Here is a 25,215-nt window from a genome sequence, read left to right on the forward strand (position 1 = left end):
TGTGTTCCCAATCATGCCGTGCGGCGCAGTATCAGCAGATGGCGTTGGCCTTGGCAACCGGGTACGGCCAAGGCGTGTTCGCTATCGAGGTGGAAGTCCGCCGGCAATGCTAACAGCTCGTCGCTTGGATGGACGCCCTTCATTGCCAGCCATCGCGTATCGCGGTCGCCAAGGTGGCGAGTCCAGCCGGTGAAGTTTTCCATGCTGCTGAACGCCCGGGAAACAATTCCATTAAAAGGCTGCTCAGGGACATAGGCTTCGACACGGCTGTGGATAACTTGCAGGTTATCCAGTTTGAGTTCGAGTTTGACCTGGGTGAGGAAGCGGGTTTTCTTGCCGTTGCTGTCCAGGCAGGTCACCTGCGAGTCGGGAAACAGGATCGCCAGTGGAATACCCGGCATGCCGCCACCGCTGCCGACATCCAGCCAGCGACCGTTTTCGATAAACGGCATCACGCTGAGACTGTCGAGCAGATGCCGAGACACCATCTCGTCCGGGTCGCGCACGGCAGTGAGGTTGTACGCCTTGTTCCATTTGATCAACAGGGCCAGATACCCCAGCAGCAACTCGTGCTGGGCCTCGGTCAGGTTGACACCCAACTCACGAGCACCTGTGGATAACTCTTCGGCATGTTGCGAGGTGACCAACGAACTCAAGCGCTTTGCTCCAACTGACGGCCCGCGCCGCGTTTTTTCAAATGAATCATCAACAGCGAAATGGCTGCAGGGGTGACACCCGGAATACGCGAAGCCTGGCCGAGTGTTTCCGGACGCGTTGTCCCCAGCTTGCCTTGAATCTCTTTGGACAACCCGGAAATGCCGGTGTAATCGATATCCACAGGCAATTTAGTGTTTTCACTGGCACGCAGACGGGCGATTTCGTCCTGCTGGCGATCAATGTATCCGGCATATTTGGTCTTGATTTCAACCTGTTCGGCGACCTGTGGATCTTCGGCGCCGCCGCCAGTCACGTCGACCAGGCCTGCGTAATCGATTTCCGGACGGGACAGCAGGTTGAGCAAATTGTATTCGTGGGTCAGCGGCGTGCCGAATTTTTCGGCAATCGCATCGCCTTGCTCGGTACCTGGACGCACCCAGGTACTTTTCAAGCGCTGTTCTTCCAGCGCGATGCTTTCGCGTTTTTTGCAGAACGCTGCCCAGCGCACGTCATCGACCAACCCCAACTCGCGACCTTTTTCGGTCAAGCGCAGATCGGCGTTGTCTTCGCGCAGGATCAGGCGATATTCGGCCCGCGACGTGAACATTCGGTACGGTTCCTGGGTGCCGAGGGTAATCAGGTCATCGACCAGCACGCCGATGTAGGCCTCATCGCGACGCGGGCACCAGCTGTCCTTGCCCTGCGCGCGCAGTGCGGCGTTGGTTCCGGCCAGCAATCCCTGGGCGCCGGCTTCTTCGTAACCGGTGGTGCCATTGATTTGCCCCGCGAAGAACAAGCCACCGATCACTTTGGTTTCCAGGCTGTATTTCAAATCGCGCGGATCGAAGTAGTCGTACTCGATGGCGTAGCCGGGACGCACGATATGGGCGTTTTCCATGCCACGGATCGATTGCACGATCTGGATCTGCACGTCGAACGGCAAGGAAGTGGAAATTCCGTTCGGATACAACTCGTTGGTGGTCAAACCTTCCGGCTCGATGAAGACCTGGTGGCTTTCCTTGTCGGCAAAACGGTGGATCTTGTCTTCAATCGAGGGGCAGTAGCGCGGACCAATGCCTTCGATCACTCCGGAGTACATGGGCGAACGGTCGAGGTTCGCGGCAATGATTTCGTGGGTTCGGGCATTGGTGTGGGTAATCCAGCAGCTGATCTGCCGCGGATGTTGTTCCTTGGAGCCCATGAACGACATGACCGGGATCGGCGTGTCGCCGGCTTGCTCGGTCATCATCGAAAAATCCACGGAGCGTGCGTCGATGCGCGGTGGCGTGCCGGTTTTCAGGCGACCCACGAGCAATGGCAACTCACGCAGGCGCTGAGCCAGTGCGATCGAAGGCGGATCACCGGCACGTCCGCCTGAGTAATTCTGCATACCAATGTGGATAAGTCCGCCCAGGAACGTACCCGTGGTCAACACCACGGATTCTGCGAGAAAGCGCAGACCCATCTGGGTAACGACACCACGAACCTGGTCTTGCTCGACAATCAGGTCATCTGCCGCTTGTTGAAATATCCACAGATTCGGCTGGTTTTCCAGGGTTTCACGGATGGCGGCCTTGTACAGGATCCGATCCGCCTGGGCACGAGTAGCGCGCACAGCCGGGCCTTTACGGCTGTTCAACACGCGAAACTGAATACCACCCTTATCGGTGGCCATGGCCATCGCACCACCCAGGGCATCGATTTCCTTGACCAGATGGCTTTTGCCAATTCCGCCGATTGCGGGATTGCAGCTCATGGCGCCGAGGGTTTCCACGTTGTGCGTCAGCAGCAGGGTTTTTACGCCCATGCGCGCTGACGCCAGTGCTGCCTCGGTACCGGCATGACCGCCGCCGATGACGATCACTTCAAAACGGGAAGGGAAATCCACCACGCACCTCGTGCCTGCTTATGTAGGTAATCAGGAATTGATTGTTGAGAGAGTTTTACAGCTTTGGCGGCAAGTATAGGGACTTAGGCCTTTCTAAAGAACCCTTTGCACAAAATTTAACCAGCTGTGGATGAATCGCAGGTAATAGAAGTTAAAAGAGAGAGATTTATTAAATCTTTGTTTTTATGTTTATTTATACTGAGCCAGTTTTCTGTGGATAAGGTTCTACAAGCCATATTTTACGCTGTGTACAGAGATTCAAAAGTCTGTGGTCAGGTGGCAAGGAGGCCCTTGGATAAGTGCCTTGAGCCTGTGGATTAAACAGATGGTTATCCACAGAGGGGATTATGCGCAGTTTTCAAGCCCTGTTATCAACTGGGCACAAGGCGGGTTATTCACAGGGCTTAATCCACAGAAAAGCGTTCGTCAGGGCAAATCGCGCCCACCAAAAAGCCGTTTATGGCCTTGGGCTATTTTCAACAGAAGGAATTGATGCCCGGATTCGGGCGAAACAGACAGGCACGAATGGCCTGCCTGGGGCAGCCGAGGTTATTTACCGATGCAGAAGCTGGAAAAGATCCGTCCCAACAAATCGTCGGAGCTGAATGCCCCGGTAATTTCTCCCAGCAGCTGCTGGGCTTGACGCAAATCTTCGGCCAGCAGCTCGCCAGCGCCCGCCAGGGTCAGTTGCGCACGACCGTGCTCCAGGGCGGCGCTGGCATGCCGCAGCGCTTCCAGATGCCTGCGGCGGGCACTGAAACTGCTCTCAGACGTCTGCTCATAGCCCATGCAGGCCTTGAGGTGATCACGCAGTAGCTCCAGACCGTCGCCACCCGACTTGGCGCTGAGGCTGATGGTGACATGGCCATCGTCGCTGACTTCCAGGGCAATGGCTTCGCCGGTGAGATCAGCCTTGTTGCGAATCAACGTAACCTTGGCCGAGTCTGGCCGCTGCTCGAGAAATTCCGGCCACAAGGCAAAAGGATCCACCGCTTCAGGCGCCGTCGCGTCCACCACCAGCAAGACCCTGTCGGCTTCGCCGATCGCTTTGAGCGCGCGCTCCACCCCGATTTTTTCCACTTGATCGTCGGTGTCGCGCAGTCCTGCGGTATCGACGACATGCAGCGGCATGCCATCGATGTGGATATGTTCGCGCAATACATCCCGGGTGGTGCCGGCAATCTCGGTGACAATCGCCGCTTCACGTCCAGCCAGCGCGTTGAGCAAGCTGGACTTGCCGGCGTTGGGCCGACCGGCGATAACCACCGTCATCCCGTCGCGCAACAATGCGCCCTGTCCTGCTTCCTTGAGAACTGTGGATAACTCATCGCGGACTTTATCGAGCATGGCGAGGACGTGGCCATCGGCAAGAAAGTCGATTTCCTCTTCCGGAAAATCAATCGCCGCTTCGACATAGATCCGCAAACCGATGAGCTGCTCGGTGAGGTTATGCACACGCTGGGAGAACGCACCTTGCAACGAGCGCAATGCGTTGCGCGCAGCCTGCGCGGAACTGGCTTCAATCAGATCGGCAATCGCCTCGGCCTGAGCCAGGTCAAGTTTGTCGTTGAGAAACGCCCGCTCGCTGAACTCGCCCGGTCGAGCCAGGCGGCAACCCAATTGCAGGCAGCGCTGCAGCAACATATCGAGGACGATCGGACCGCCGTGACCCTGTAACTCCAGCACATCTTCTCCGGTAAAGGAGTTGGGTCCCGGAAAATACAGCGCGATCCCTTCATCCAGAACTTCCTGCTCATCCCCAAAAAACGGGCCGTAATGGGCGTACCGAGGCTTTAGCTCACGGCCGCTGATGGCTCGGGCCGCCGCATGGGCGAGCGGGCCGGAAATTCGAACGATACCGACGCCACCACGACCTTGAGCGGTGGCGACAGCGACGATGGTTTCACGAGGAACGCTCATGACGGGTACCCGGACAAAAGTGACGGAAAGCAAAACGCCCCACTAGGGGGCGTCTTGAGTGGTTTTATCCACAGAGTAAATTACGCCTCGGCTTTTTTGGTAGCCGCTTCGATTTTACGTGTGATGTACCACTGTTGAGAGATCGACAACACGTTGTTGACTACCCAGTACAGAACCAGGCCAGCCGGGAACCACAGGAAGAAGAAGGTGAAGATGATTGGCATCATTTTCATCACCTTGGCCTGCATCGGATCCGGCGGCGTCGGGTTCAAGCGCTGCTGGATAAACATGGTGGCGCCCATGATGATCGGCAGGATAAAGAACGGGTCTTTGATCGACAGGTCGGTTATCCACAGCATGAACGGTGCCTGGCGCATTTCCACGCTTTCCAGGAGTACCCAGTAAAGCGACAGGAATACCGGCATCTGTACCAGAATCGGCAAGCAACCACCCAGCGGGTTGATCTTCTCTTTCTTGTACAGCTCCATCATGGCTTGCGACATTTTCTGCCGGTCATCGCCATGTTGCTCTTTCAAGGCGGCGAGTTTCGGTGCCACGGCGCGCATGCGAGCCATCGATTTGTAGCTGGCTGCCGACAGCGGGAAGAAAATCCCCTTGATCAGCATGGTCAGGAAGATGATCGACCAGCCCCAGTTACCGACGATGCTGTGGATATGTTGCAGCAGCCAGAAGATTGGCTGGGCAATGAACCACAGGATTCCGTAATCCACGGTCAGTTCCAGACCTGGGGATAACTCTTTCAGGACTGCCTGGCTCTTAGGACCGGCGTACAACGTGGCGCTGGTTTCGGCCTTGGCACCTGGCGCGACGGTCAATGCCGGGCCAGTAAAACCGATGATGTAGTTGCCCTGGTTGTCCTTGCGGGTCTGAACCAGGTTGGATTCACCTTTGTTCGGGATCCATGCCGTCACGAAATAGTGTTGCAGCCATGCAACCCAACCGCCTTGGACGGTCTCTTTCAGCGTGCCCTTGTCGATATCTTTCATCGACACTTTTTTGTACGGCTCGGCACTTGTCCACAGGGCTGCACCCAGATAGGTCGCGGTGCCAGTGGCGGTACTGGAAGATGGATCGGAGCTGTCATCACGCTTGAGCTGGGCGAACAGGTTGCCCGTCCACGGCTTGGCGCTCTGGTTGTCGATCAGATAGGTGACTTTCAGATCGTACAAACCGCGGGTAAAGCTGAAGCGCTTGATGTAGTTGACGCCGTCGTGACTGAATTTCAGGTCGACATTCAGCTGGTTCTGGCCATCAGCCAGTTGATAAGTCCGTTGTTCAGTCGAATAAACCGGACGACCGGTAGCCCGCGCATCAGGACCGTCAGTGCCAGTCAGGCCACTTTGTGCCAGATAAACACGTTCACCACCGTTATCGAACAGTTGGAACGGCACATCTGGATGGTCTTGGCGACGTGGATACAGCGGCAACTTCAGTTGGGCGATATCGCCACCCTGTGGGTCGATCGCCAGGTCCAGCACATCCGTTTTAACGTGGATGAGGTCCTTATTGGTGATGACCGGATTTTCTAGAGGGGGACTGGTCTCTGCATTCGCGCTGGGTACATCGGCACTGGCGGAAGCATTGTTACCCAACGGTGCGTCCGGAATAGCCGGGGCAGACTGATTGGTAGCAACATTCTGAGTCGGCAGGGCAGCCTGGCCATAGTCCTGGTTCCATTTAAGAACCATAACGTAGGACACGATTGCCAGGGCGACGATCAGGATCGTGCGTTTAATATCCATGATTACTCGGCCATCGAAGAAGAACGGGAGGTAGGGATAGGCGGAACCGGGTCATAACCACCGGGATTCCACGGATGACAGCGACCTAAACGACGAAAGGTCAGCCAGCCACCGCGCAGAAGGCCATGATTTTCTATGGCTTCATACGCGTAGCAGGAACAGCTGGGGTAGAAACGACAGTGGCTGGCCATCAGCGGACTAATGGCATAGCGGTAAAACTGGATCGGAACGAGGGCCAGTTTACGCATCAGTGCTGTCTACCCCTACAGTTTCGGGGCCGACTGCTGGCGCTGGCTTGGGGTTACGAGCCAAACGTTTCCAGAGCTTGCCGAAATGCTGAATCAATTCGGGGTTTTCTACGTCCCCCAAGCCTTTGCGCGCGACGATAACAATATCCCAACCAACCAGAGTGTCCTGGTGGAGGCGAAACGATTCGCGCATCAGACGCTTGAGGCGATTGCGCTCAACGGAGAGCTTGACGCTCTTCTTGCCGATCACTAACCCGAGACGGGGGTGATCAAGATCGTTGTTACGCGCAAGGAGCAGGAGATTTTTCCCCGGAACCTTGCCGGTGGGGGAGTCAAAGACTGCCTTGAAATGCCGGGGAGTTAGCAGACGCTTTTCCCGACTGAAGTCCTGACTCACCACCAGTGCCGGATTATCAAACTGCCAGACGCGCACGACCTTTGGCGCGACGACGCGACAGGACGGCACGACCGTTCTTGGTGGCCATGCGGGCACGGAAGCCGTGGGTACGGGCGCGTTTGATAGTGCTGGGTTGGAAAGTACGTTTCATGGCGTTGTTACCTGGTTCGTCCACAACGGGCCGGAATGGCCCCCGTTTTAAGAGACCGGCGATTCTAGAGAAAGCAAGCCTCTAGGTCAATTTCCAACCAGCTTTTCCTTCAATTAGATCTCTATAGCGTTCGGGCTTGTCCGGGAAGGTCTGGCTTCCCTGTGTGATGCCATAGATATAAAAATAAAGAAGGAAGTTATTTAAAGCTTTTCTGTAAAGCTTATAAAAGCTAGGCAGCCGATCTTCTGTGGATAAGTACATTGAGGCCTTTATTCACGTACTGTACAGAGAATGACAACACGGGGGAGAAACGGTGTTCTGCCTGTGCTGCGCTATCGGATAAGCTGTGTGTGGAATGCTTGGTTATCCACAGGCCAGTTACCCACAGACTTTCGCCCCCACTTGTACAACGAGCTCAGGCCCGCTTATCCACAGAGCTTATGCACAGACCATTGGTCGGCTTTACCTCTGCCAAGACAGTGATTCTTGACGCCCTGTGAGCAACCTTCATGTGGATAAGTGGACGGCTCGCCGCTACAATGGCGGCTGTTTTTGCCTCACCGGCTTTCAACTTAGGGGATATCCGTGTCAGTGGAACTTTGGCAGCAGTGCGTGGAGCTTTTGCGCGATGAGCTGCCTGCCCAGCAATTCAACACCTGGATCCGTCCGCTACAGGTCGAAGCCGAAGGCGACGAGTTGCGCGTCTATGCACCCAACCGTTTTGTTCTCGACTGGGTCAATGAGAAGTACCTGAGCCGCGTTCTCGAATTGCTCGATGAACATGGCAACGGGCTGGCTCCGGCGCTTTCCTTATTAATAGGTAGCAAACGCAGCTCGGCACCGCGTCCCGCGCCGAATGCGCCGTTGGCTGCTGCTGCTTCACAACCGCAGGTAACGGCGCCTGTGAATAACCCGCCGGCCGCGCCAGCCCCGACGAAGTCCTCTGCGCAGAAGAATGCGCCGGTCAGCGAAGAGCCGTCCCGTGACAGCTTCGATCCGATGGCGGGTGCCAGTTCCCAGCAGGCGCCGGTTCGTGCCGAACAGCGCACAGTGCAGGTCGAGGGGGCGCTCAAGCACACCAGCTACCTGAACCGTACCTTCACCTTTGAGAATTTCGTCGAAGGTAAGTCCAACCAATTGGCCCGTGCCGCGGCCTGGCAGGTTGCCGACAATCCCAAGCATGGTTACAACCCGCTCTTCCTTTATGGTGGCGTCGGCTTGGGTAAAACTCACTTGATGCATGCGGTGGGTAACCATCTGTTGAAGAAGAACCCGAATGCCAAGGTCGTGTACCTGCACTCGGAACGCTTCGTGGCTGACATGGTCAAGGCCTTGCAGCTCAACGCTATCAACGAGTTCAAACGGTTCTACCGTTCGGTCGATGCGCTGCTGATCGATGACATTCAGTTCTTCGCGCGCAAGGAACGCTCCCAGGAGGAGTTTTTCCACACCTTCAATGCGTTGCTTGAAGGCGGTCAGCAAGTCATCTTGACCAGTGACCGTTATCCAAAGGAAATCGAAGGCCTGGAAGAGCGTTTGAAATCGCGCTTCGGTTGGGGTCTGACGGTTGCGGTAGAGCCTCCGGAGCTGGAAACCCGGGTCGCGATCCTGATGAAGAAAGCTGACCAGGCGAAAGTCGACCTGCCTCACGATGCTGCATTCTTCATCGCCCAGCGCATTCGTTCCAACGTGCGTGAGCTGGAAGGCGCGCTCAAGCGGGTCATCGCTCACTCGCACTTCATGGGGCGCGATATCACCATCGAGTTGATTCGCGAATCGCTGAAAGACTTGTTGGCGTTGCAAGACAAGCTGGTCAGTGTGGATAACATTCAACGCACGGTGGCCGAGTACTACAAAATCAAGATTTCCGATCTGCTGTCCAAGCGCCGTTCGCGCTCGGTGGCACGTCCTCGTCAGGTTGCCATGGCCCTCTCCAAGGAGTTGACCAACCACAGCCTGCCGGAAATTGGTGATGTGTTTGGTGGTCGTGACCACACCACGGTCTTGCATGCATGCCGCAAGATCAACGAACTTAAGGAATCCGACGCGGACATTCGCGAGGACTACAAGAACCTGCTGCGTACACTGACAACTTGATGAACACCAGCGCAGCTTATTAAGGCAAGGGACGAGACCATGCATTTCACCATTCAACGCGAAGCCCTGTTGAAACCCCTGCAACTGGTCGCAGGCGTCGTCGAGCGCCGACAGACCTTGCCGGTGCTTTCCAACGTATTGCTGGTGGTCGAAGGCCAGCAGCTGTCGTTAACCGGTACCGATCTGGAAGTCGAACTGGTTGGTCGTGTACAGCTGGAAGATGCCGCGGAGCCCGGTGAAATCACCGTACCTGCGCGCAAGCTGATGGACATCTGCAAGAGCCTGCCCAACGACGCGATGATCGACATCAAAGTCGATGAGCAGAAGCTGGTGGTCAAGGCCGGGCGCAGTCGTTTCACGCTCTCTACCCTGCCGGCGAATGACTTCCCGACGGTAGAAGAAGGCCCAGGGTCGCTGACGTGCAGCCTGGAGCAAAGCAAGCTGCGCCGGTTGATCGAGCGCACCAGCTTCGCCATGGCCCAGCAAGACGTGCGTTACTACCTCAACGGTATGCTGCTGGAAGTCTCGGCAGGCATCATCCGTGCCGTGGCCACTGACGGCCATCGCCTGGCGATGTGTTCGATGCAGGCCGACATCGGTCAGCCGGACCGTCACCAAGTGATTGTGCCGCGCAAGGGCATCCTCGAACTGGCGCGTTTGCTCACCGAGCCGGACGGCAACGTCAGCATCGTCCTCGGCCAACACCACATTCGCGCGACGACAGGCGAGTTCACCTTCACCTCCAAACTGGTCGACGGTAAATTCCCGGATTACGAGCGTGTCCTGCCCAAAGGCGGAGACAAGTTGGTGATCGGTGATCGCCAAGCCCTGCGTGAAGCGTTCAGCCGTACTGCGATTCTTTCCAATGAAAAATATCGTGGTATTCGTCTGCAATTGGCCAATGGTCAATTGAAGATCCAGGCTAACAACCCGGAACAGGAAGAAGCGGAAGAAGAAGTAGGCGTCGATTACAACGGCGGCTCCCTGGAGATCGGCTTCAACGTCAGCTACCTGCTGGACGTGCTGGGCGTGATGACGACTGAACAGGTTCGCCTGATTCTGTCTGACTCCAACAGCAGCGCGCTGGTGCAAGAGTCGGATAATGATGACTCGGCCTACGTCGTTATGCCGATGCGTCTGTAATCATGTTCAGCAGAAGCTAGATGTCCCTCAGTCGTGTCTCGGTCACCGCGGTGCGCAATCTGCACCCGGTGACCTTCTCCCCTTCCCCCCGCATTAATATCCTCCATGGCGTCAATGGCAGTGGCAAAACCAGCGTGCTGGAAGCCATCCACTTGTTGGGGCTTGCGCGTTCCTTTCGCAGTGCGCGCTTGTTACCCGTTATTCAGTACGAACAGCTGGCCTGTACCGTATTCGGTCAGGTTGAGTTGGCGGAAGGTGGTCATAGCAGCCTGGGGGTATCGAGAGATCGCCAGGGAGAGTTTCAGATCCGGATCGATGGGCAGAATGCTCGCAGCGCTGCGCAGCTGGCGGAAATCCTGCCGCTGCAATTGATCAACCCTGATAGCTTTCGCCTGCTGGAAGGCGCACCGAAAATCCGCAGGCAGTTTCTTGATTGGGGCGTGTTCCACGTGGAACCACGGTTCATGGCTACTTGGCAGCGCCTGCAGAAGGCCCTGCGACAGCGGAACTCGTGGCTGCGGCATGGTACACTTGACGCCGCTTCGCAAGCTGCCTGGGACCGGGAATTGTGCCTGGCCAGCGCTGAAATAGATGAATACCGTCGCACCTATATCAAAGCCTTGAAACCAGTCTTTGAACAGACCTTGAGCGAGCTGCTGGCGCTTGAGGGGCTGACGCTGAGTTACTACCGTGGATGGGACAAAGAGCGCGAGCTGAGTGCAGTGCTCGCGTCGTCGCTGCAACGGGATCAGCAAATGGGTCACACCCAGGCCGGGCCACAACGTGCTGATTTGCGTCTTAGATTAGGCGCACACAACGCGGCAGACATCTTGTCCCGCGGTCAGCAAAAGTTGGTGGTCTGTGCGCTGCGTATCGCTCAAGGGCATTTGGTTAGCCAAGCCCGACGCGGTCAGTGTATTTATCTGGTGGATGACTTGCCGTCCGAACTGGACGAGCAACATCGCCGCGCGTTGTGCCGCTTGTTGGAAGACTTACGCTGCCAGGTGTTTATCACCTGTGTAGATCACGAATTATTGAGGGAAGGCTGGCAGACGGAAACGCCAGTCGCTTTGTTCCACGTGGAACAAGGCCGTATCACCCAGACCCACGACCATCGGGAGTGAAGGCATGAGCGAAGAAAATACGTACGACTCGACCAGCATTAAAGTGCTTAAAGGTTTGGATGCCGTACGCAAACGTCCCGGTATGTACATCGGCGATACCGATGATGGCAGCGGTCTGCACCATATGGTGTTCGAGGTGGTCGATAACTCGATCGACGAAGCTCTGGCCGGCCACTGCGACGACATCAGCATCATCATCCACCCGGACGAATCCATCACCGTGCGCGACAACGGTCGCGGTATCCCGGTTGATGTGCATAAAGAAGAAGGCGTTTCGGCGGCAGAGGTCATCATGACCGTGCTCCACGCTGGCGGTAAGTTCGACGACAACTCCTATAAAGTATCCGGCGGTTTGCACGGTGTAGGTGTGTCGGTGGTCAACGCTCTGTCCGAAGAGCTGATCTTGACCGTCCGCCGTAGTGGAAAAATCTGGGAACAGACTTACATCCACGGCGTTCCACAAGCACCGATGAAGATCGTTGGCGACAGCGAAACCACCGGTACGCAGATTCACTTCAAGCCTTCGGCTGAAACCTTCAAGAACATCCACTTCAGCTGGGACATTCTGGCCAAGCGGATTCGTGAATTGTCCTTCCTTAACTCCGGTGTGGGTATCGTCCTCAAGGACGAGCGCAGTGGCAAGGAAGAACTGTTCAAATACGAAGGTGGTCTGCGCGCGTTCGTTGAATACCTGAACACCAACAAGACTGCGGTCAACCAGGTGTTCCACTTCAACATTCAGCGTGAAGACGGCATCGGCGTGGAAATCGCCTTGCAGTGGAACGACAGCTTCAACGAGAACCTGTTGTGCTTCACCAACAATATTCCACAGCGCGATGGCGGCACCCACCTGGTGGGTTTCCGTTCTGCGCTGACGCGTAACCTGAACACTTACATCGAAGCAGAAGGCCTGGCGAAGAAACACAAAGTCGCCACCACCGGTGACGATGCCCGTGAAGGCCTGACCGCGATTATTTCGGTCAAGGTTCCCGATCCGAAGTTCAGCTCCCAGACCAAAGACAAACTGGTCTCCTCCGAAGTGAAGACTGCGGTTGAACAGGAAATGGGCAAGTACTTCTCCGACTTCCTGCTGGAAAACCCGAACGAAGCCAAGCTGGTTGTCGGCAAAATGATCGACGCGGCGCGGGCGCGTGAAGCGGCGCGTAAAGCCCGTGAAATGACCCGTCGTAAAGGTGCGCTGGATATCGCCGGGTTGCCGGGCAAACTGGCGGACTGCCAGGAGAAGGACCCTGCCCTCTCCGAACTGTATCTGGTGGAAGGTGACTCTGCTGGCGGTTCCGCCAAGCAGGGTCGTAACCGTCGCACCCAGGCAATCCTGCCGTTGAAGGGCAAGATCCTCAACGTTGAGAAAGCCCGCTTCGACAAGATGATTTCCTCGCAGGAAGTCGGCACCCTGATCACGGCCCTGGGCTGTGGCATCGGCCGCGAGGAATACAACATCGACAAGCTGCGTTACCACAACATCATCATCATGACCGATGCTGACGTCGACGGTTCGCACATTCGTACCCTGTTGCTGACGTTTTTCTTCCGTCAGTTGCCGGAGCTGATCGAGCGTGGCTACATCTACATCGCCCAGCCGCCGTTGTATAAAGTGAAAAAAGGCAAGCAAGAGCAATACATCAAAGACGACGACGCCATGGAAGAGTACATGACGCAGTCGGCCCTGGAAGATGCCAGCCTGCACTTGAACGATGAGGCTCCGGGCATCTCCGGTGAGTCGCTGGAGCGTTTGGTAAACGACTTCCGCATGGTAATGAAGACGCTCAAGCGTTTGTCGCGCCTGTACCCTCAGGAGCTGACCGAGCACTTTATCTATCTGCCGGCCGTCAGCCTTGAGCAATTGGGCGATCATGCAGCGATGCAGGATTGGCTGGCACAGTACGAGACACGCCTGCGCACGGTGGAAAAATCCGGTCTGGTATACAAAGCCAGCCTGCGTGAAGACCGTGAGCGTAATGTCTGGCTGCCAGAGGTCGAACTGATCTCCCATGGCTTGTCGAATTACATTACCTTCAACCGCGACTTCTTCGGCAGCAACGATTACAAGACGGTTGTTACCCTCGGTGCGCAATTGAGCACCCTGTTGGATGACGGCGCTTATATCCAGCGCGGTGAACGCAAGAAAGCAGTCAAGGAGTTCAAGGAAGCCCTCGACTGGTTGATGAATGAAAGCACCAAGCGTCACACCATTCAGCGATACAAAGGTCTGGGCGAAATGAACCCGGATCAGCTCTGGGAAACCACCATGGACCCAAGCCAGCGTCGCATGTTGCGTGTGACCATCGAAGACGCGATTGGCGCGGATCAGATCTTCAACACCCTGATGGGTGATGCGGTCGAGCCTCGTCGAGACTTCATCGAGAGCAACGCCCTGGCGGTTTCCAACCTGGATTTCTGATCCAGCAGACACGCCAAACAAAAAAGGCCAACGCTTAGCGTTGGCCTTTTTTTTGAGCAAAAAATCAAATGGCGGAATGCTCCACGTGGAACATCAAGCCAGTTTTTCTTCATCTTCCCCACTGGAAGCGGTGACGCTTTCCAGTCGGTACCCGTAGCCGTAGATAGTCAGCAACTGCCACCCGCGATCAGCCGTCAGACCTAGTTTGTTGCGTAATCGATAGATATGAGTATCCAGGGGCCTTGAAGAGACCATTTCTTCATGGGTCCAGAACCGCTCGTATAAATACTCTCGGGACAGCGGTCGAGCCAGGTTGTCGAACAGGCAGCGCGCCAGTCGGTACTCTCTTTCGGTGAGGTTGATAGGCGTGCCGTTGCGGGTCACGGTAAGTTCCGCATCGTCAAACGTCAGATCATTAAAAATCGATATTTCGCTGGTCTTGGCTTTATTTAAGCCGTGGCGACGCAGGACCGCCGTAACGCGTGCCTTGAGTTCGTTCGGACGAAAGGGTTTGCTGACGTAGTCATCCGCGCCGCTGTTCAACGCCGTGACGATATCGGCCTCTGCATCGCGACTGGTGAGCATGATGGCAGGGGGCGGTGCCTCGAGGTGTTCGCGGGTCCAGCGCAAAATGGCCAGGCCGCTGAGGTCAGGTAACTGCCAGTCAAGCACCAGCAAATCAAACGTTTCCCGGCGCAATTGGCGCAGCAAGTCTTCACCGCGCTCGAAGCAATGCAGCGTCCATGGCTGTTCCGAGGCGTTTGGAATTTGTCGCAGTGTCTGTTCCACCCGCTTCAATTCAGCAGGTTCGTCATCCAGTATCGCGACACGCATGTGGGAGGGTCCTTTCTTTCTTGATGAGTGCTACGCAGGTATTGCTAACGCCGCCGGTAGCTGCGCAAAAACCGAGTGTTGAATCTGAACAATTATGACCAGATTCTCAAGTCCCGTGGAACTCTCGGTACGCTGATATCAGATAGCCCTTAGGCCGTTAAACATCGCGTACACAGCTGGAACGATACCGGCTCGAGCTCCTAAGGAAAAGGATCAATGGCAATCCGCTTTTATGCGCTATCACGACGAGCGATCGTCCTGCAGAAGGTCAGTGTGTGGGCAAAGATGCTGATGGTGGTAGCCGCTGCGACGCTTGGCACAGAAACGGTGAGTGCCAGTAACCCGACCATGATAGTTGCGTTTAATGAAGTTCACTCGTTGAATGAGGCCGTTGACTCCTTGGGGTACGCAGGCCTGCAGGTGGATGCGCCACGTTTGCACCAGCCAACCACCCAGCGCTGGATATTCTGAATCTGAACAAATGTGGCAAAGCTCCACGCAGACCCTTGTTGTAGGTAAATTCCCTATCACTATGTGAAACACGGAGGGCGTGCGCGGGAAGCGCTCTCGACATAGGGACGTGTCATCTGTAGTCCGAGGTTCGCCGCGGACTGTTGTCGGGGAGATGTGAAGGACAGTATTTCTTCGATGTACACCCGGCTCGACAATGTCGAACCGGCCGACACAGGGACGTGTCATCCATTCTCAATGGGTCACGGTCCAGCCAGCGGTCGTTTCTATCGCGTCAGACATTTCGGCTATCGAGTGCGATGCATCATCGGGTATCGTAGGCGGCACTCAAGGTCCTGCTCCAGCAAGACGCTTTCTGAACGCGCTTTCTGATGAATTATTAGAACTTGAACCTTGATGGATACCATGACCCTCTTCCCTCGTCGTACCCGCTCTCCTCTCTCTTTTTTATTAAGCTCCGGCTTGATCCTGGCGCTCTGTGCCAGCAGTCCGGGGGTCATGGCGAAGCCAGCGGCTGTTCGTGCGCCCTATATTGATGACAACCTGCTCTGTCGGGCACAGCCGTTGCCTGCGGTCGTCCAACACCTCACGGGCGAAGCTTGGAAACTGGATGCCAAAGGCCGCCCGAGCGTGCTCGAAGAAGGCATGGTGATCGATGAGCAGGAAGGTGTGCAGACCTCGCCGTCGGCGTTTGTCAGTCTGTTGTTGGGAGATGGCTCGCGGGTGGTCCTGCCCTCCAGCTCTCAGGTTCGGTTGCAGCTGGCATCCGAGCGGGCGATTCCCCAGGTGATTCTGGAGCAAGGCCAGGTCGAAGCCTATGTGCTCAAGCGCACCAGTGATCATGATCGCTTTCAGATCGTGACCCCGGTAGGTGTGTTGGGCGTGCGTGGCACTCACTTTCGCGTACGCAACGACGATGATCAGTCGGTGGTCGAGGTGCTCAACGGTCTGGTCGCGGTCAGTCGCGCCGAGCACCTGGATGCGGGGCACCCAACCGAAGTGCCCGTGGGCGCGGTGGAAGAGCCATTGCAGGTCGGTGCCCGGCAAGGCGTCTTGTTCAAAAAACAGGGTGAGTTGAAAACCGTGGAGTTGCTGGGCGCCCCGAGTCTGGTCGGGCAGGACGGCCAGAAAGGTGATGCCCCGGTGTGGACGTTATTCCTGCGTCCGCTGCCGGGTGCGCAACGCTACCGTGCCCAGGTCGCCTCCGATAAAGCCTTTATGAACATCAAGCAGGAAAATTTTTCCAGTGAACCGCGTGTAAGCTTCACTGGGCTCAAGGCATCGTTCTATCACGTTCGCGTGTCCGCGTTTGATGAGCAAGGACTGGAGGGAGAGGCTGGGGTTTATGACATCTTCTATTATCCGCCCGCCTCCCGTGTGCAGTAACACTGGGGCGACCTGCCGGTGAGGCTGTGGCGCAAGGCTGAAAAGCGCCAGCCGACGCAAGCGCAACGCCTGTTCAATGGTCTTGTGCGGGAATGGTTGTGGATCAGTCTGCTCCTGTTGCCGATGACCGCTTTCCTGTCCCTCAGCCCTGGCTTTGCGCTCAATAATCTGCTGTATGACAGCCTTCGGCGGTTAACGCCGTTACCGGTGGAGCCGCGCGTTTTGCTGGTGACCATCGATGACCTGAGTCTCAGGCAATTGGGACAATGGCCCTGGTCACGTCGCCTGCACGCCGATCTGATTGACCAATTGAACGCAGCCAAACCTGCAGGCATTTTGTTCGATGTTATTTTCAGTGAACCGGCACGCGATCCCGCCGATGACCAGCGTCTGGCCCAGGCGATTTGCCAGGCGGGCAATGTCCTGCTGCCGCTGATCCGCGAAGGCACGCCGCGTTATGCCCAGCCGATACGGCAAATATTGCCGGTGCCGCCGCTGCGTGATTGCGCCAGGGGCATTGGGCATATCAATGTGGAAGCCGACGGCGACGGTATCGTTCGCAGCCTCTATCTGCGGGAGGGGCCGGCTGGGCAAATGAGGCCGCAACTGGCTTGGTTGGCCTACGAGCTGAATGGCGGGAAAACCGACATGCCAGGCTTGTCTGCCGCGTCAACGAGCAAGGACTGGCAGCGCGACAATGCTATTCGGATTCCCTTTATCGCGGCCGACGACGGCTTTCCCAGCGTGCCTTATGTCAGCGTGCTGCGCGGTGAGGTCCCGCCCGAGTTGCTGCGTGATCGTTTGATTCTGGTGGGCGCCACTGCGCCAGGCATGGGGGATCGTTACGTCACGCCCTTGTCGGCCAGCGTAGGCACCACACCAGGCGTGGAAATCCAGGCCAATATCCTCAACGGTTTGATGCAGGGACGCAGCATTACCGTCTTGCCCGGCTGGCTGGCGGCATTGCTGGCGACCTCAATGGTGGCGGTGTTGCTGGGCCTGCTGCTGTTTCGCCCGCGTTATGCATTGTGGTTGACCCTGGGTAGCATGACGATCGCCCTCCTCGGCGCTTGGGGCTTATTGCGCCTGGGCGCGTGGTGGTCACCCGCGGCCTGCCTGATCGGCTTGCTGCTCGGGTACTTGATCTGGAACTGGCGTCGCCTGAGCGTGATCCTGGCGTATTTCGGCTGGGAGCTGGCACGGCTCGACAGTGAGCCCAAAGTGCTGCCAGAACGCCGCCGTGCGCCCGTCAGCAACGGAGACGTGTTGCAGGGTCGTATCTATGCCCTGGAGCAAGCCGTGAGTCGCACGCGCGACACGCGACGCTTTATGGCCGATGGGTTGGAGTGTCTGCCGGTAGCCACGCTGATTACCGACCCGAAAGGCAACGTTCTGTTGGCTAACCGCATCGCCCGCGAGGTGTTTGATAGCGAGCTGGTCAATGAAAACCTGCAGGAGCAGCTTGCGGCATTGGGCTATCCCCCGTTGTTGGAAGGTGTGCGCCCGCCGATGTCGGCGCTGGAGATCGGCGAGTTTCGCGACATTCGACAACGCAGCCTGCGCCTGGAGCTTGCGCCATTGCTGCCGGCTGATGGCGAAGTGGCGTTGGGTTGGTTATTGAGCCTGACGGATCTGAGCATCGAACGTGAAGCCCAGCAGCAGCGCGAAACGCTTCTACGCTTCTTGTCCCACGATTTGCGCGCGCCGCACTCGGCGATTCTCGCGCTCCTGGACGTTCAACGCCATGAAACCCCTGAGGCTTCCCCGGTATTTGCCCAAATCGAACAACAGGTGCGCCGCGCCCTGAACCTGACCGAGTCGTTCGTCCAGTTAGCCAAGGCTGAATCCGATGGCTATCAGTTTCAGCCGAGTCTGTTCGCCATGCTGGTACTCGATGCTTTTGATCAGGTGGCGCTGTTGGCGCAGTTGAAAGGTATCCACTTGATTCACCAGTTGGATGAGGCAGGTGAAGAAATGGTCTTGGCGGATCAATCGCTGTTGACCCGCGCCTTATTCAACCTGTTGCAGAACGCAATCAAATACAGTCCGTCCGGTACGACGGTTACGTTGAGTGTCGAGTGCAGTGGCGAATGGCTGGCGTGCCGAATCAGGGATCAGGGCCCCGGCATCGCGCCTGGGGATCTGCCAGAGCTGTTCAGCCAATATCGACGCTTCGCTTCTGCCCAGGGCAGCGAAGGCCTGGGTCTGGGCCTGACCATGGTCAAGACCGTGGTGGACCGTCACAATGGAAGGATCGAGTGCGAAAGCGTGGTTGGACAGGGCACGGTTTTCATCCTGCAATTGCCGTTGTGGCAGGAGTAGAACGACCGGATGAAAGCGAAGTTCACCCGTGCATGAAAAACCGGCCGCGAGGGCTAATGCCGATCAGTTAAGGCTTTCTGCAGGAGCAAGGGGGGCGCCTAGCCCTTGCTCGCGAAGAACTCAAAGGCGCCGCGTTTATCCAGAAGGCACGCGTTATCGTTGACGTTTTTCGCGAGCAAGCTCGCTCCTACAGGATGTCTCATTCGCTTAACTGATCGGTTTAGCCGCAAGAGCTGGTTTTTATCGTTGGAAAAAAACTTATGCACGTTTTCAGTGTGTTTTATCAGCTTAAGAAATATGTAATAAAATCAATAATTTAAAAGCAAAAATCGACAATTCACGAACAAAGCGTACACAGCTTATCCACAGAATTCACATTGCCGCCGGGTTTTCTGCAACCGGCAGTGGCGGCAACGATCCCATCGCCCTTTGTTGAGCCTCATTCCATGCGGCTGCACGGTCATTCAGCGCTGCAATGGCGCGTGGCCCCTCGCCTTCGGCGTACATCGGTTCGCCGATGACCACGGTGATGGTGCCTGCGCGTTTGGCCCAGCCCTCTTTCGGCCAGAACCTGCCCGCGTTGTGGGCGATCGGCAGCACTGGCAGGTTGGCGTTGACCGCCAATGCCGTACCGCCCCTGGAGAACTTGCCCACAGTGCCAAACGGCACACGTGTACCCTCGGGGAAAATCAGCACCCAGACCCCGTCCTTGAGCAATTCGTCACCCTTCTTTGCAACGTGCTTGAGCGCCGCCTTGGGGTTGTCGCGATCAATCGCAATCGGGCGCAGCATCGCCATGGCCCAACCAAAGAAGGGTACGAATAGCAGCTCACGCTTGAGCACCTGGCTCAGGGGCGAAAAGTACGCCGAGAGAAAGAAGGTCTCCCAGGTGCTCTGGTGGTTCGACAGAATTACGCAAGGCTGGTCCGGGACATGCTCGGCGCCTTTGATCTCGAAACGGATATTCAGCAATACCTTGGTCAGCCACAACGCGCAGCGGCACCAATAAACGTTGATGAAACGATAGCGCGCCTTGAACGGCAAAAAGGGCGCGATAAAAAAGCTCAGGGTGCACCAGAGCAAGGAACTGGTGCCCAGCAGCAGGTAAAAGAAAAAGGTTCTGATGGCCTGCAAAATCGACATGGCGGCATTTACCGTTGCGGGGCAAGGCCCGCCTGTTAAAAGCGCGCTCCCGAACAGTCCTTGGTCAGGAAGTCAGAAGGGCTGCTATGTGTTGATAAGTTCAGCGGCAACCGCCGCCAGATCGTCAAAAATCAAGGTGCCCGCCGGCAGGGTTTTGCCCTGGGTCTTTTCGCCTTTCCCGGTTTTTACCAAAACTGGCTGTGAGTCGACGGCCTTGGCCGCCTCCAGGTCACCGAGACTGTCCCCGACGAACCATAGGCCCGTCAACGGAACATTGTAATGTTTTGCAATGGTTTTCAGCATGCCGGGTTTCGGCTTACGGCAATCGCAGCCGTCGTCCGGCCCATGTGGGCAATAAACCACCAACCCGAGCTCACCGCCCTGCTCGGCCACCAACGTGCGCAAGCGCGCGTGCATGGCGTCCAGGGTGGCGAGATCGTAGTAGCCGCGGGCGATGCCGGACTGGTTAGTGGCGATGGCCACTGTCCAGCCGGCCTTGCTTAACTGCGCGATGGCCTCGATCGAACCGGGCAGCGGAATCCACTCCTCCACCGATTTGATGTAAGCGTCGGAGTCAAAATTGATCACCCCGTCCCGATCGAGAATCAGCAGTTTCAACATGTTCAGCCCAGTACGGAAATGTCAGCGATGTTGATAAACAACCCGCGCAGACGTGCCAGCATGGCGTAGCGGTTTTTCCGTACGTTCGCGTCTTCGGCGTTGATCATCACGGCCTCGAAGAACGCATCCACCGGTTCACGCAAGGTGGCCAGGCGCGCCAGGGCTTCGGCGTAGCTGCGTTCGGCGATCAGCGGCTTCACCGCGTTCTCGGCCTTGGCGATAGCCGAGTTCAGCGAGAACTCCTTGGCGTCGGCAAACAGGCCTGGGTCAACGTCGGCCGAACCGAGGTTGTCGGCTTTGCTCAACAGGTTCGACACCCGCTTGTTCACGGCGGCCAGTGCATCGGCTTCCGGCAACTTGCGGAACGCCTGTACGGCTTGCACGCGTTGATCAAAGTCCAGCGCCGAACCCGGTTGCAGGGCCCGTACCGAGAGGTAGACCGCGACGTCGACACCTTCGTCTTCGTAACGCGCGCGCAGGCGGTCGAACACGAACTCCAGCACTTGCTCGGCCAGGCCGGCTTGCTTGACCTTGGCCCCGAACTGGCCGACAGCGAACACCACGGCCTGGGTCAGGTCGAGGTCCAGTTGCTTGTCGATCAGGATTCGCAGCACGCCAAGGGCCGCACGGCGCAGGGCGTAGGGATCCTTGCTGCCGGTGGGCAACATGCCGATGCCGAAGATACCCACCAGGGTATCCAGCTTGTCGGCAATCGCCACGGCCGCACCGGTGAGGGTGCTCGGCAGTTCGGCGCCAGCGCCGCGTGGCATATACTGCTCGTTCAACGCCAGCGCGACGTCGTCCGGCTCACCGTCATTGAGGGCGTAGTAGTAACCGGCAACGCCCTGCATCTCCGGGAACTCGCCGACCATTTCGGTGGCCAGATCGCATTTTGACAGCAGGCCCGCGCGCGCAGCCCAGGCGGCATCGCCACCAATGCGTGGCGCGATGTAGGCCGCCAGCTTGGAAACCCGCACGGCCTTGTCGTAGACGCTGCCCAGTTTTTCCTGGAACACCACGTTTTGCAGGCGCAGGTTGAAGTCTTCCAGCTTCTGCTTTTTGTCTTGCTTGAAGAAAAACTCGGCGTCGGTCAGGCGCGGGCGAACGACTTTTTCGTTACCGGCGATGATTTGCTGCGGGTCTTTGCTTTCGATGTTGGCCACGGTGATAAAGCGTGGCAGCAATTTGCCGTCGACATCCAGCAGGCAGAAATACTTCTGGTTGTCCTGCATGGTGGTGATCAGGGCTTCTTGCGGCACATCGAGGAAACGTTCTTCGAACGAGCACACCAGCGGCACCGGCCACTCAACCAGTGCGGTGACTTCGTCGAGCAGGCTTGGCGGCACGATGGCGGTGCCTTCCTGCAGGCGGGCCAGCTCTTCGGTGCGCTTGCTGATCAGTTCGCGACGTTCATTGGCATCCGCCAGCACGTACGCGGCGCGCAGATCATTGAGGTAGTTGGCCGGCGAAGTGATGCGCACGCTTTGCGGGTGATGGAAGCGGTGACCACGCGAATCGCGTCCGGACTGCTGGGCGAGGATGGTGCAGTCGACCACCTGATCGCCCAGCAGCATGACCAGCCATTGGGTCGGTCGCACGAACTCTTCCTTGCGCGCACCCCAACGCATGCGCTTGGGAATCGGCAGGTCGTTCAGCGAGTCTTCAACGATGGTCGGCAACAGGCTGGCGGTTGGCTTGCCCTTGATGACTTGGCTGAAACGCAGTTTCGGGCCGCTCTGGTCGATTTCGCTCAGCTCGACGCCGCACTTCTTGGCGAAACCAAGAGCGGCCTGGGTCGGATTGCCTTCGGCATCGAACGCGGCCTGGCGTGGCGGGCCGTCGAGGTTGATGTTGCGGTCCGGTTGCTGGGTTTCCAGTGCGGTCAGCAGCACAGCCAGACGGCGCGGCGCGGCGTAGACATGCTTCGCTTCAAACTTCAGGCCGGCGCTTTGCAGGCCTTTTTCGATCCCGGCCAGGAATGCATCGGCCAGGGTGTTGAGGGCCTTGGGTGGCAGCTCTTCGGTACCCAGTTCAACCAGGAAATCTTGAGCACTCATTGCGCAGCCTCCAGCTTAGCCAACACTTCATCACGCAGGTCCGGGGTTGCCATCGGAAAGCCCAGCTTGGCGCGAGCCAGCAGGTAGGCTTGGGCGACGGAACGCGCCAGGGTGCGTACACGCAGAATGTATTGCTGGCGCGCGGTGACCGAGATGGCACGACGGGCATCCAGCAGGTTGAAGGTATGGGATGCCTTCAAGACCATTTCGTAGCTTGGCAACGGCAGCGGCTGATCCAGTTCGATCAGGCGCTTGGCTTCGCTTTCGTAGAAATCGAACAGTTCGAACAGCTTGTCGACGTTGGCGTGTTCGAAGTTATAGGTCGATTGCTCCACTTCGTTCTGGTGGAACACATCGCCATAAGTGACTTTGCCGAACGGACCGTCAGCCCACACCAGGTCGTAGACCGAATCCACGCCCTGCAGGTACATGGCCAGGCGCTCGAGACCGTAGGTGATCTCGCCGGTCACCGGGTAGCATTCGATGCCGCCCGCTTGCTGGAAGTAAGTGAACTGAGTCACTTCCATGCCGTTGAGCCAGACTTCCCAGCCCAGGCCCCAGGCGCCGAGGGTCGGCGATTCCCAGTTGTCTTCGACGAAACGGATGTCGTGGACCAGCGGGTCCAGGCCGACATGTTTCAGCGAGCCCAGGTACAGCTCCTGGAAGTTGTCCGGGTTAGGCTTCAAGACCACCTGGAACTGGTAGTAGTGCTGCAGGCGATTTGGGTTTTCACCGTAGCGGCCGTCAGTCGGGCGACGACTGGGCTGCACATAAGCGGCGTTCCAGGTTTCCGGGCCGATGGCCCGCAGGAATGTAGCGGTGTGGAAAGTGCCGGCGCCTACTTCCATATCGTAGGGCTGAAGTACCACACAACCTTGCTCTGCCCAGTATTGCTGGAGGGCGAGGATCAAGTCTTGGAAGGTACGCACGGCTGGCGTAGGCTGGCTCACGAAATTCACCTGTTACTTGGGCTGCGATTTAAAGAGCGGGAGTATACCCGATTCGGCCCCGCCACTACTCCCTGGAGCCTTATGCCACGCTGCTTTTGGTGTTCTGAAGATCCGCTGTACATGGCTTATCACGATCAGGAGTGGGGAACGCCGCTGCGCGATGCGCAGGGTTTGTTTGAACTGCTTTTGCTCGAAGGGTTCCAGGCGGGCCTGTCGTGGATCACCGTTTTACGCAAACGCGAGCATTATCGAAAGGTCTTGTTCGGTTTTGATGCGCAGCGGTTGGCACGGTTGAGCGATGCCGAGATCGAACTGTTGATGCAGGATCCGGGCATTGTGCGCAACCGCTTGAAGCTCAACGCCACCCGGCGCAATGCCGCGGCCTGGCTGGCGCTGGAGGATCCGGTGGGATGGCTCTGGGCGTTTGTCGGCGGCGTGCCCAAGGTCAATCATTTCAAGGATCGCAGTGAAGTCCCGGCCATCACGCCAGAGGCTGAAGCCATGAGTCGCGCCCTGAAAAAAGCCGGCTTCACTTTCGTCGGGCCGACCATCTGCTATGCGTTCATGCAGGCCTCGGGCATGGTCATGGACCACACCCAGGACTGTGACCGGTACGCGGACTTGGCCAACGCCGGTTAGAATGGCGCACTTTGCGCACCGCACAACTTCAGGAGTGACCTGTGGAAAAGTTTAAAGGCGCCTTGCTGGTAGGCGCTCTTCGGTTGTTTGCCCTGTTGCCCTGGCGCGCTGTCCAGGCAGTCGGCACGGCCATTGGCTGGATCATGTGGAAAACCCCCAACCGTTCCCGCGACACGGTGCGGATCAACCTTTCCAAATGTTTTCCGGACATGGATCCGGCCGAGCGCGAGCGTCTTGCGGGCCGCAGCCTGATGGACATCGGCAAGTCACTGACCGAAAGCGCCTGTGCCTGGATCTGGCCGGCCCAGCGCTCGATCGACCTGGTGCGCGAAGTCGAAGGCCTGGAAGTGCTGCATGCAGCGCTGGCCTCGGGCAAAGGCGTGGTTGGTATCACCAGCCACCTGGGCAACTGGGAAGTGTTGAACCACTTCTATTGCAGCCAATGCAAACCGATCATTTTCTATCGTCCGCCCAAGCTCAAGGCGGTGGACGAACTGCTGCGCAAGCAGCGGGTGCAACTGGGCAATCGCGTCGCGGCGTCCACCAAGGAAGGCATTCTCAGCGTCATCAAGGAAGTGCGCAAAGGTGGTCAGGTGGGGATTCCGGCGGATCCGGAGCCTGCGGAATCGGCCGGGATCTTCGTCCCGTTCTTTGCCACTCAGGCGCTGACCAGCAAATTCGTACCGAACATGTTGGCCGGCGGCAAGGCGGTTGGGGTGTTCCTGCACGCCCTGCGACTGCCGGACGGTTCCGGCTACAAAGTGATTCTGGAAGCGGCGCCGGAGGACATGTACAGCACCGATACCGCTACCTCATGCGCGGCGATGAGCAAGGTGGTGGAGCGCTATGTGGGGGCGTATCCGAGCCAGTACATGTGGAGCATGAAGCGCTTCAAGAAACGCCCGCCGGGTGAGGCGCGCTGGTATTGAGTCGCACTGACTCAAAGCCAACACAAAACCCAATGTGGGAGCGGGCTTGTGTG

The 25,215-nt window shown here is 57.5% G+C and carries 21 protein-coding genes; 9 read left to right on the top strand and 12 right to left on the bottom strand.

The annotated features are described in order from the left end of the window. Window positions 1-11: 11 nt before the first annotated feature. From rsmG to rpmH, 7 genes are all read right to left on the bottom strand, one after another. Complete coding sequence (gene rsmG / locus AC6CIA_RS16620) at window positions 12-656, bottom strand: 16S rRNA (guanine(527)-N(7))-methyltransferase RsmG (protein ID WP_498313515.1); 645 nt, start codon at window positions 654-656, stop codon at window positions 12-14. Next, window positions 653-2,545 (bottom strand): tRNA uridine-5-carboxymethylaminomethyl(34) synthesis enzyme MnmG, encoded by a 1,893-nt coding sequence (mnmG, locus tag AC6CIA_RS16625; protein WP_498313517.1) that lies wholly within the window; start codon window positions 2,543-2,545, stop codon window positions 653-655. The genes rsmG and mnmG overlap by 4 nt, the downstream gene beginning before the upstream one ends. A 549-nt stretch (window positions 2,546-3,094) precedes the next feature. Further along, window positions 3,095-4,465 (bottom strand): tRNA uridine-5-carboxymethylaminomethyl(34) synthesis GTPase MnmE, encoded by a 1,371-nt coding sequence (mnmE, locus tag AC6CIA_RS16630; protein ID WP_498313519.1) that lies wholly within the window; start codon window positions 4,463-4,465, stop codon window positions 3,095-3,097. An 80-nt stretch (window positions 4,466-4,545) separates the two neighbouring features. Next, on the bottom strand, window positions 4,546-6,228 hold the full coding sequence (gene yidC, locus AC6CIA_RS16635; protein WP_339529609.1) for a membrane protein insertase YidC: 1,683 nt from the start codon (window positions 6,226-6,228) through the stop codon (window positions 4,546-4,548). 2 nt (window positions 6,229-6,230) lie between these two features. Beyond that, window positions 6,231-6,476 carry a membrane protein insertion efficiency factor YidD gene (gene yidD / locus AC6CIA_RS16640; protein ID WP_010465488.1) on the bottom strand — a complete coding sequence of 82 codons (246 nt, stop codon included), beginning with the start codon at window positions 6,474-6,476 and terminating at the stop codon, window positions 6,231-6,233. Continuing rightward, window positions 6,469-6,876 (bottom strand): ribonuclease P protein component, encoded by a 408-nt coding sequence (rnpA, locus tag AC6CIA_RS16645; protein WP_498313677.1) that lies wholly within the window; start codon window positions 6,874-6,876, stop codon window positions 6,469-6,471. The genes yidD and rnpA overlap by 8 nt, the downstream gene beginning before the upstream one ends. A gap of 13 nt (window positions 6,877-6,889) precedes the next feature. Continuing rightward, window positions 6,890-7,024, bottom strand: coding sequence for a 50S ribosomal protein L34 (gene rpmH, locus AC6CIA_RS16650; RefSeq protein WP_003213577.1), 135 nt, complete (start codon window positions 7,022-7,024; stop codon window positions 6,890-6,892). Window positions 7,025-7,609: 585 nt separating this feature from the next. Between rpmH and dnaA the strand changes: the two genes are divergently transcribed. From dnaA to gyrB, 4 genes are read left to right on the top strand one after another with little or no spacing between them, the layout of a single operon-like run. Further along, complete coding sequence (dnaA, locus tag AC6CIA_RS16655; protein WP_498313521.1) at window positions 7,610-9,121, top strand: chromosomal replication initiator protein DnaA; 1,512 nt, start codon at window positions 7,610-7,612, stop codon at window positions 9,119-9,121. A 39-nt stretch (window positions 9,122-9,160) separates the two neighbouring features. After that, window positions 9,161-10,264 (top strand): DNA polymerase III subunit beta, encoded by a 1,104-nt coding sequence (gene dnaN, locus AC6CIA_RS16660; protein ID WP_084378376.1) that lies wholly within the window; start codon window positions 9,161-9,163, stop codon window positions 10,262-10,264. Between the two features lie 20 nt (window positions 10,265-10,284). Beyond that, entirely contained in the window at window positions 10,285-11,388 is a 1,104-nt protein-coding gene (gene recF / locus AC6CIA_RS16665) for a DNA replication/repair protein RecF (protein ID WP_084378377.1), read from the top strand. A gap of 4 nt (window positions 11,389-11,392) precedes the next feature. Beyond that, window positions 11,393-13,810: a DNA topoisomerase (ATP-hydrolyzing) subunit B gene (gene gyrB / locus AC6CIA_RS16670; RefSeq protein ID WP_498313523.1), complete on the top strand. Its 2,418-nt coding sequence runs from the start codon at window positions 11,393-11,395 to the stop codon at window positions 13,808-13,810. Between the two features lie 93 nt (window positions 13,811-13,903). Here gyrB and AC6CIA_RS16675 read toward each other — a convergent pair whose 3' ends face one another. Further along, window positions 13,904-14,644, bottom strand: coding sequence for a response regulator transcription factor (locus AC6CIA_RS16675; RefSeq protein WP_498313525.1), 741 nt, complete (start codon window positions 14,642-14,644; stop codon window positions 13,904-13,906). 216 nt (window positions 14,645-14,860) lie between these two features. Between AC6CIA_RS16675 and AC6CIA_RS16680 the strand changes: the two genes are divergently transcribed. The 3 genes from AC6CIA_RS16680 (at window position 14,861) to AC6CIA_RS16690 (ending at window position 18,823) form a co-directional block, all read left to right on the top strand. Further along, window positions 14,861-15,115 (top strand): hypothetical protein, encoded by a 255-nt coding sequence (locus AC6CIA_RS16680; protein ID WP_498313527.1) that lies wholly within the window; start codon window positions 14,861-14,863, stop codon window positions 15,113-15,115. 405 nt (window positions 15,116-15,520) lie between these two features. Beyond that, window positions 15,521-16,501 (top strand): FecR family protein, encoded by a 981-nt coding sequence (locus AC6CIA_RS16685; protein WP_498313529.1) that lies wholly within the window; start codon window positions 15,521-15,523, stop codon window positions 16,499-16,501. 18 nt (window positions 16,502-16,519) lie between these two features. Continuing rightward, window positions 16,520-18,823 (top strand): CHASE2 domain-containing protein, encoded by a 2,304-nt coding sequence (locus tag AC6CIA_RS16690; protein WP_498313531.1) that lies wholly within the window; start codon window positions 16,520-16,522, stop codon window positions 18,821-18,823. A gap of 372 nt (window positions 18,824-19,195) precedes the next feature. Here the strand turns inward: AC6CIA_RS16690 and AC6CIA_RS16695 are convergent, their stop codons facing one another. The 4 genes from AC6CIA_RS16695 to glyQ form a co-directional block, all read right to left on the bottom strand. After that, on the bottom strand, window positions 19,196-19,966 hold the full coding sequence (locus tag AC6CIA_RS16695; RefSeq protein WP_498313533.1) for a lysophospholipid acyltransferase family protein: 771 nt from the start codon (window positions 19,964-19,966) through the stop codon (window positions 19,196-19,198). 84 nt (window positions 19,967-20,050) lie between these two features. Next, window positions 20,051-20,587 (bottom strand): D-glycero-beta-D-manno-heptose 1,7-bisphosphate 7-phosphatase, encoded by a 537-nt coding sequence (gene gmhB / locus AC6CIA_RS16700; protein ID WP_498313535.1) that lies wholly within the window; start codon window positions 20,585-20,587, stop codon window positions 20,051-20,053. A gap of 2 nt (window positions 20,588-20,589) precedes the next feature. Then, entirely contained in the window at window positions 20,590-22,644 is a 2,055-nt protein-coding gene (glyS, locus tag AC6CIA_RS16705) for a glycine--tRNA ligase subunit beta (RefSeq protein ID WP_498313537.1), read from the bottom strand. Continuing rightward, window positions 22,641-23,594, bottom strand: coding sequence for a glycine--tRNA ligase subunit alpha (gene glyQ, locus AC6CIA_RS16710; protein WP_003187265.1), 954 nt, complete (start codon window positions 23,592-23,594; stop codon window positions 22,641-22,643). Before glyQ ends, glyS begins: the two co-directional genes overlap by 4 nt. 81 nt (window positions 23,595-23,675) lie before the next feature. Here glyQ and AC6CIA_RS16715 point away from each other — a divergent pair, with 81 nt between their 5' ends. Together AC6CIA_RS16715 and AC6CIA_RS16720 are read left to right on the top strand one after the other, a co-directional pair. Further along, window positions 23,676-24,233, top strand: a complete 558-nt coding sequence (locus tag AC6CIA_RS16715; RefSeq protein WP_339529587.1) for a DNA-3-methyladenine glycosylase I — start codon at window positions 23,676-23,678, stop codon at window positions 24,231-24,233. Between the two features lie 41 nt (window positions 24,234-24,274). Beyond that, on the top strand, window positions 24,275-25,162 hold the full coding sequence (locus AC6CIA_RS16720) for a lysophospholipid acyltransferase (RefSeq protein WP_339529585.1): 888 nt from the start codon (window positions 24,275-24,277) through the stop codon (window positions 25,160-25,162). The last annotated feature ends 53 nt before the right edge of the window (window positions 25,163-25,215 follow it).

The sequence above is a fragment of the Pseudomonas sp. GQ91 genome (assembly GCF_059758795.1).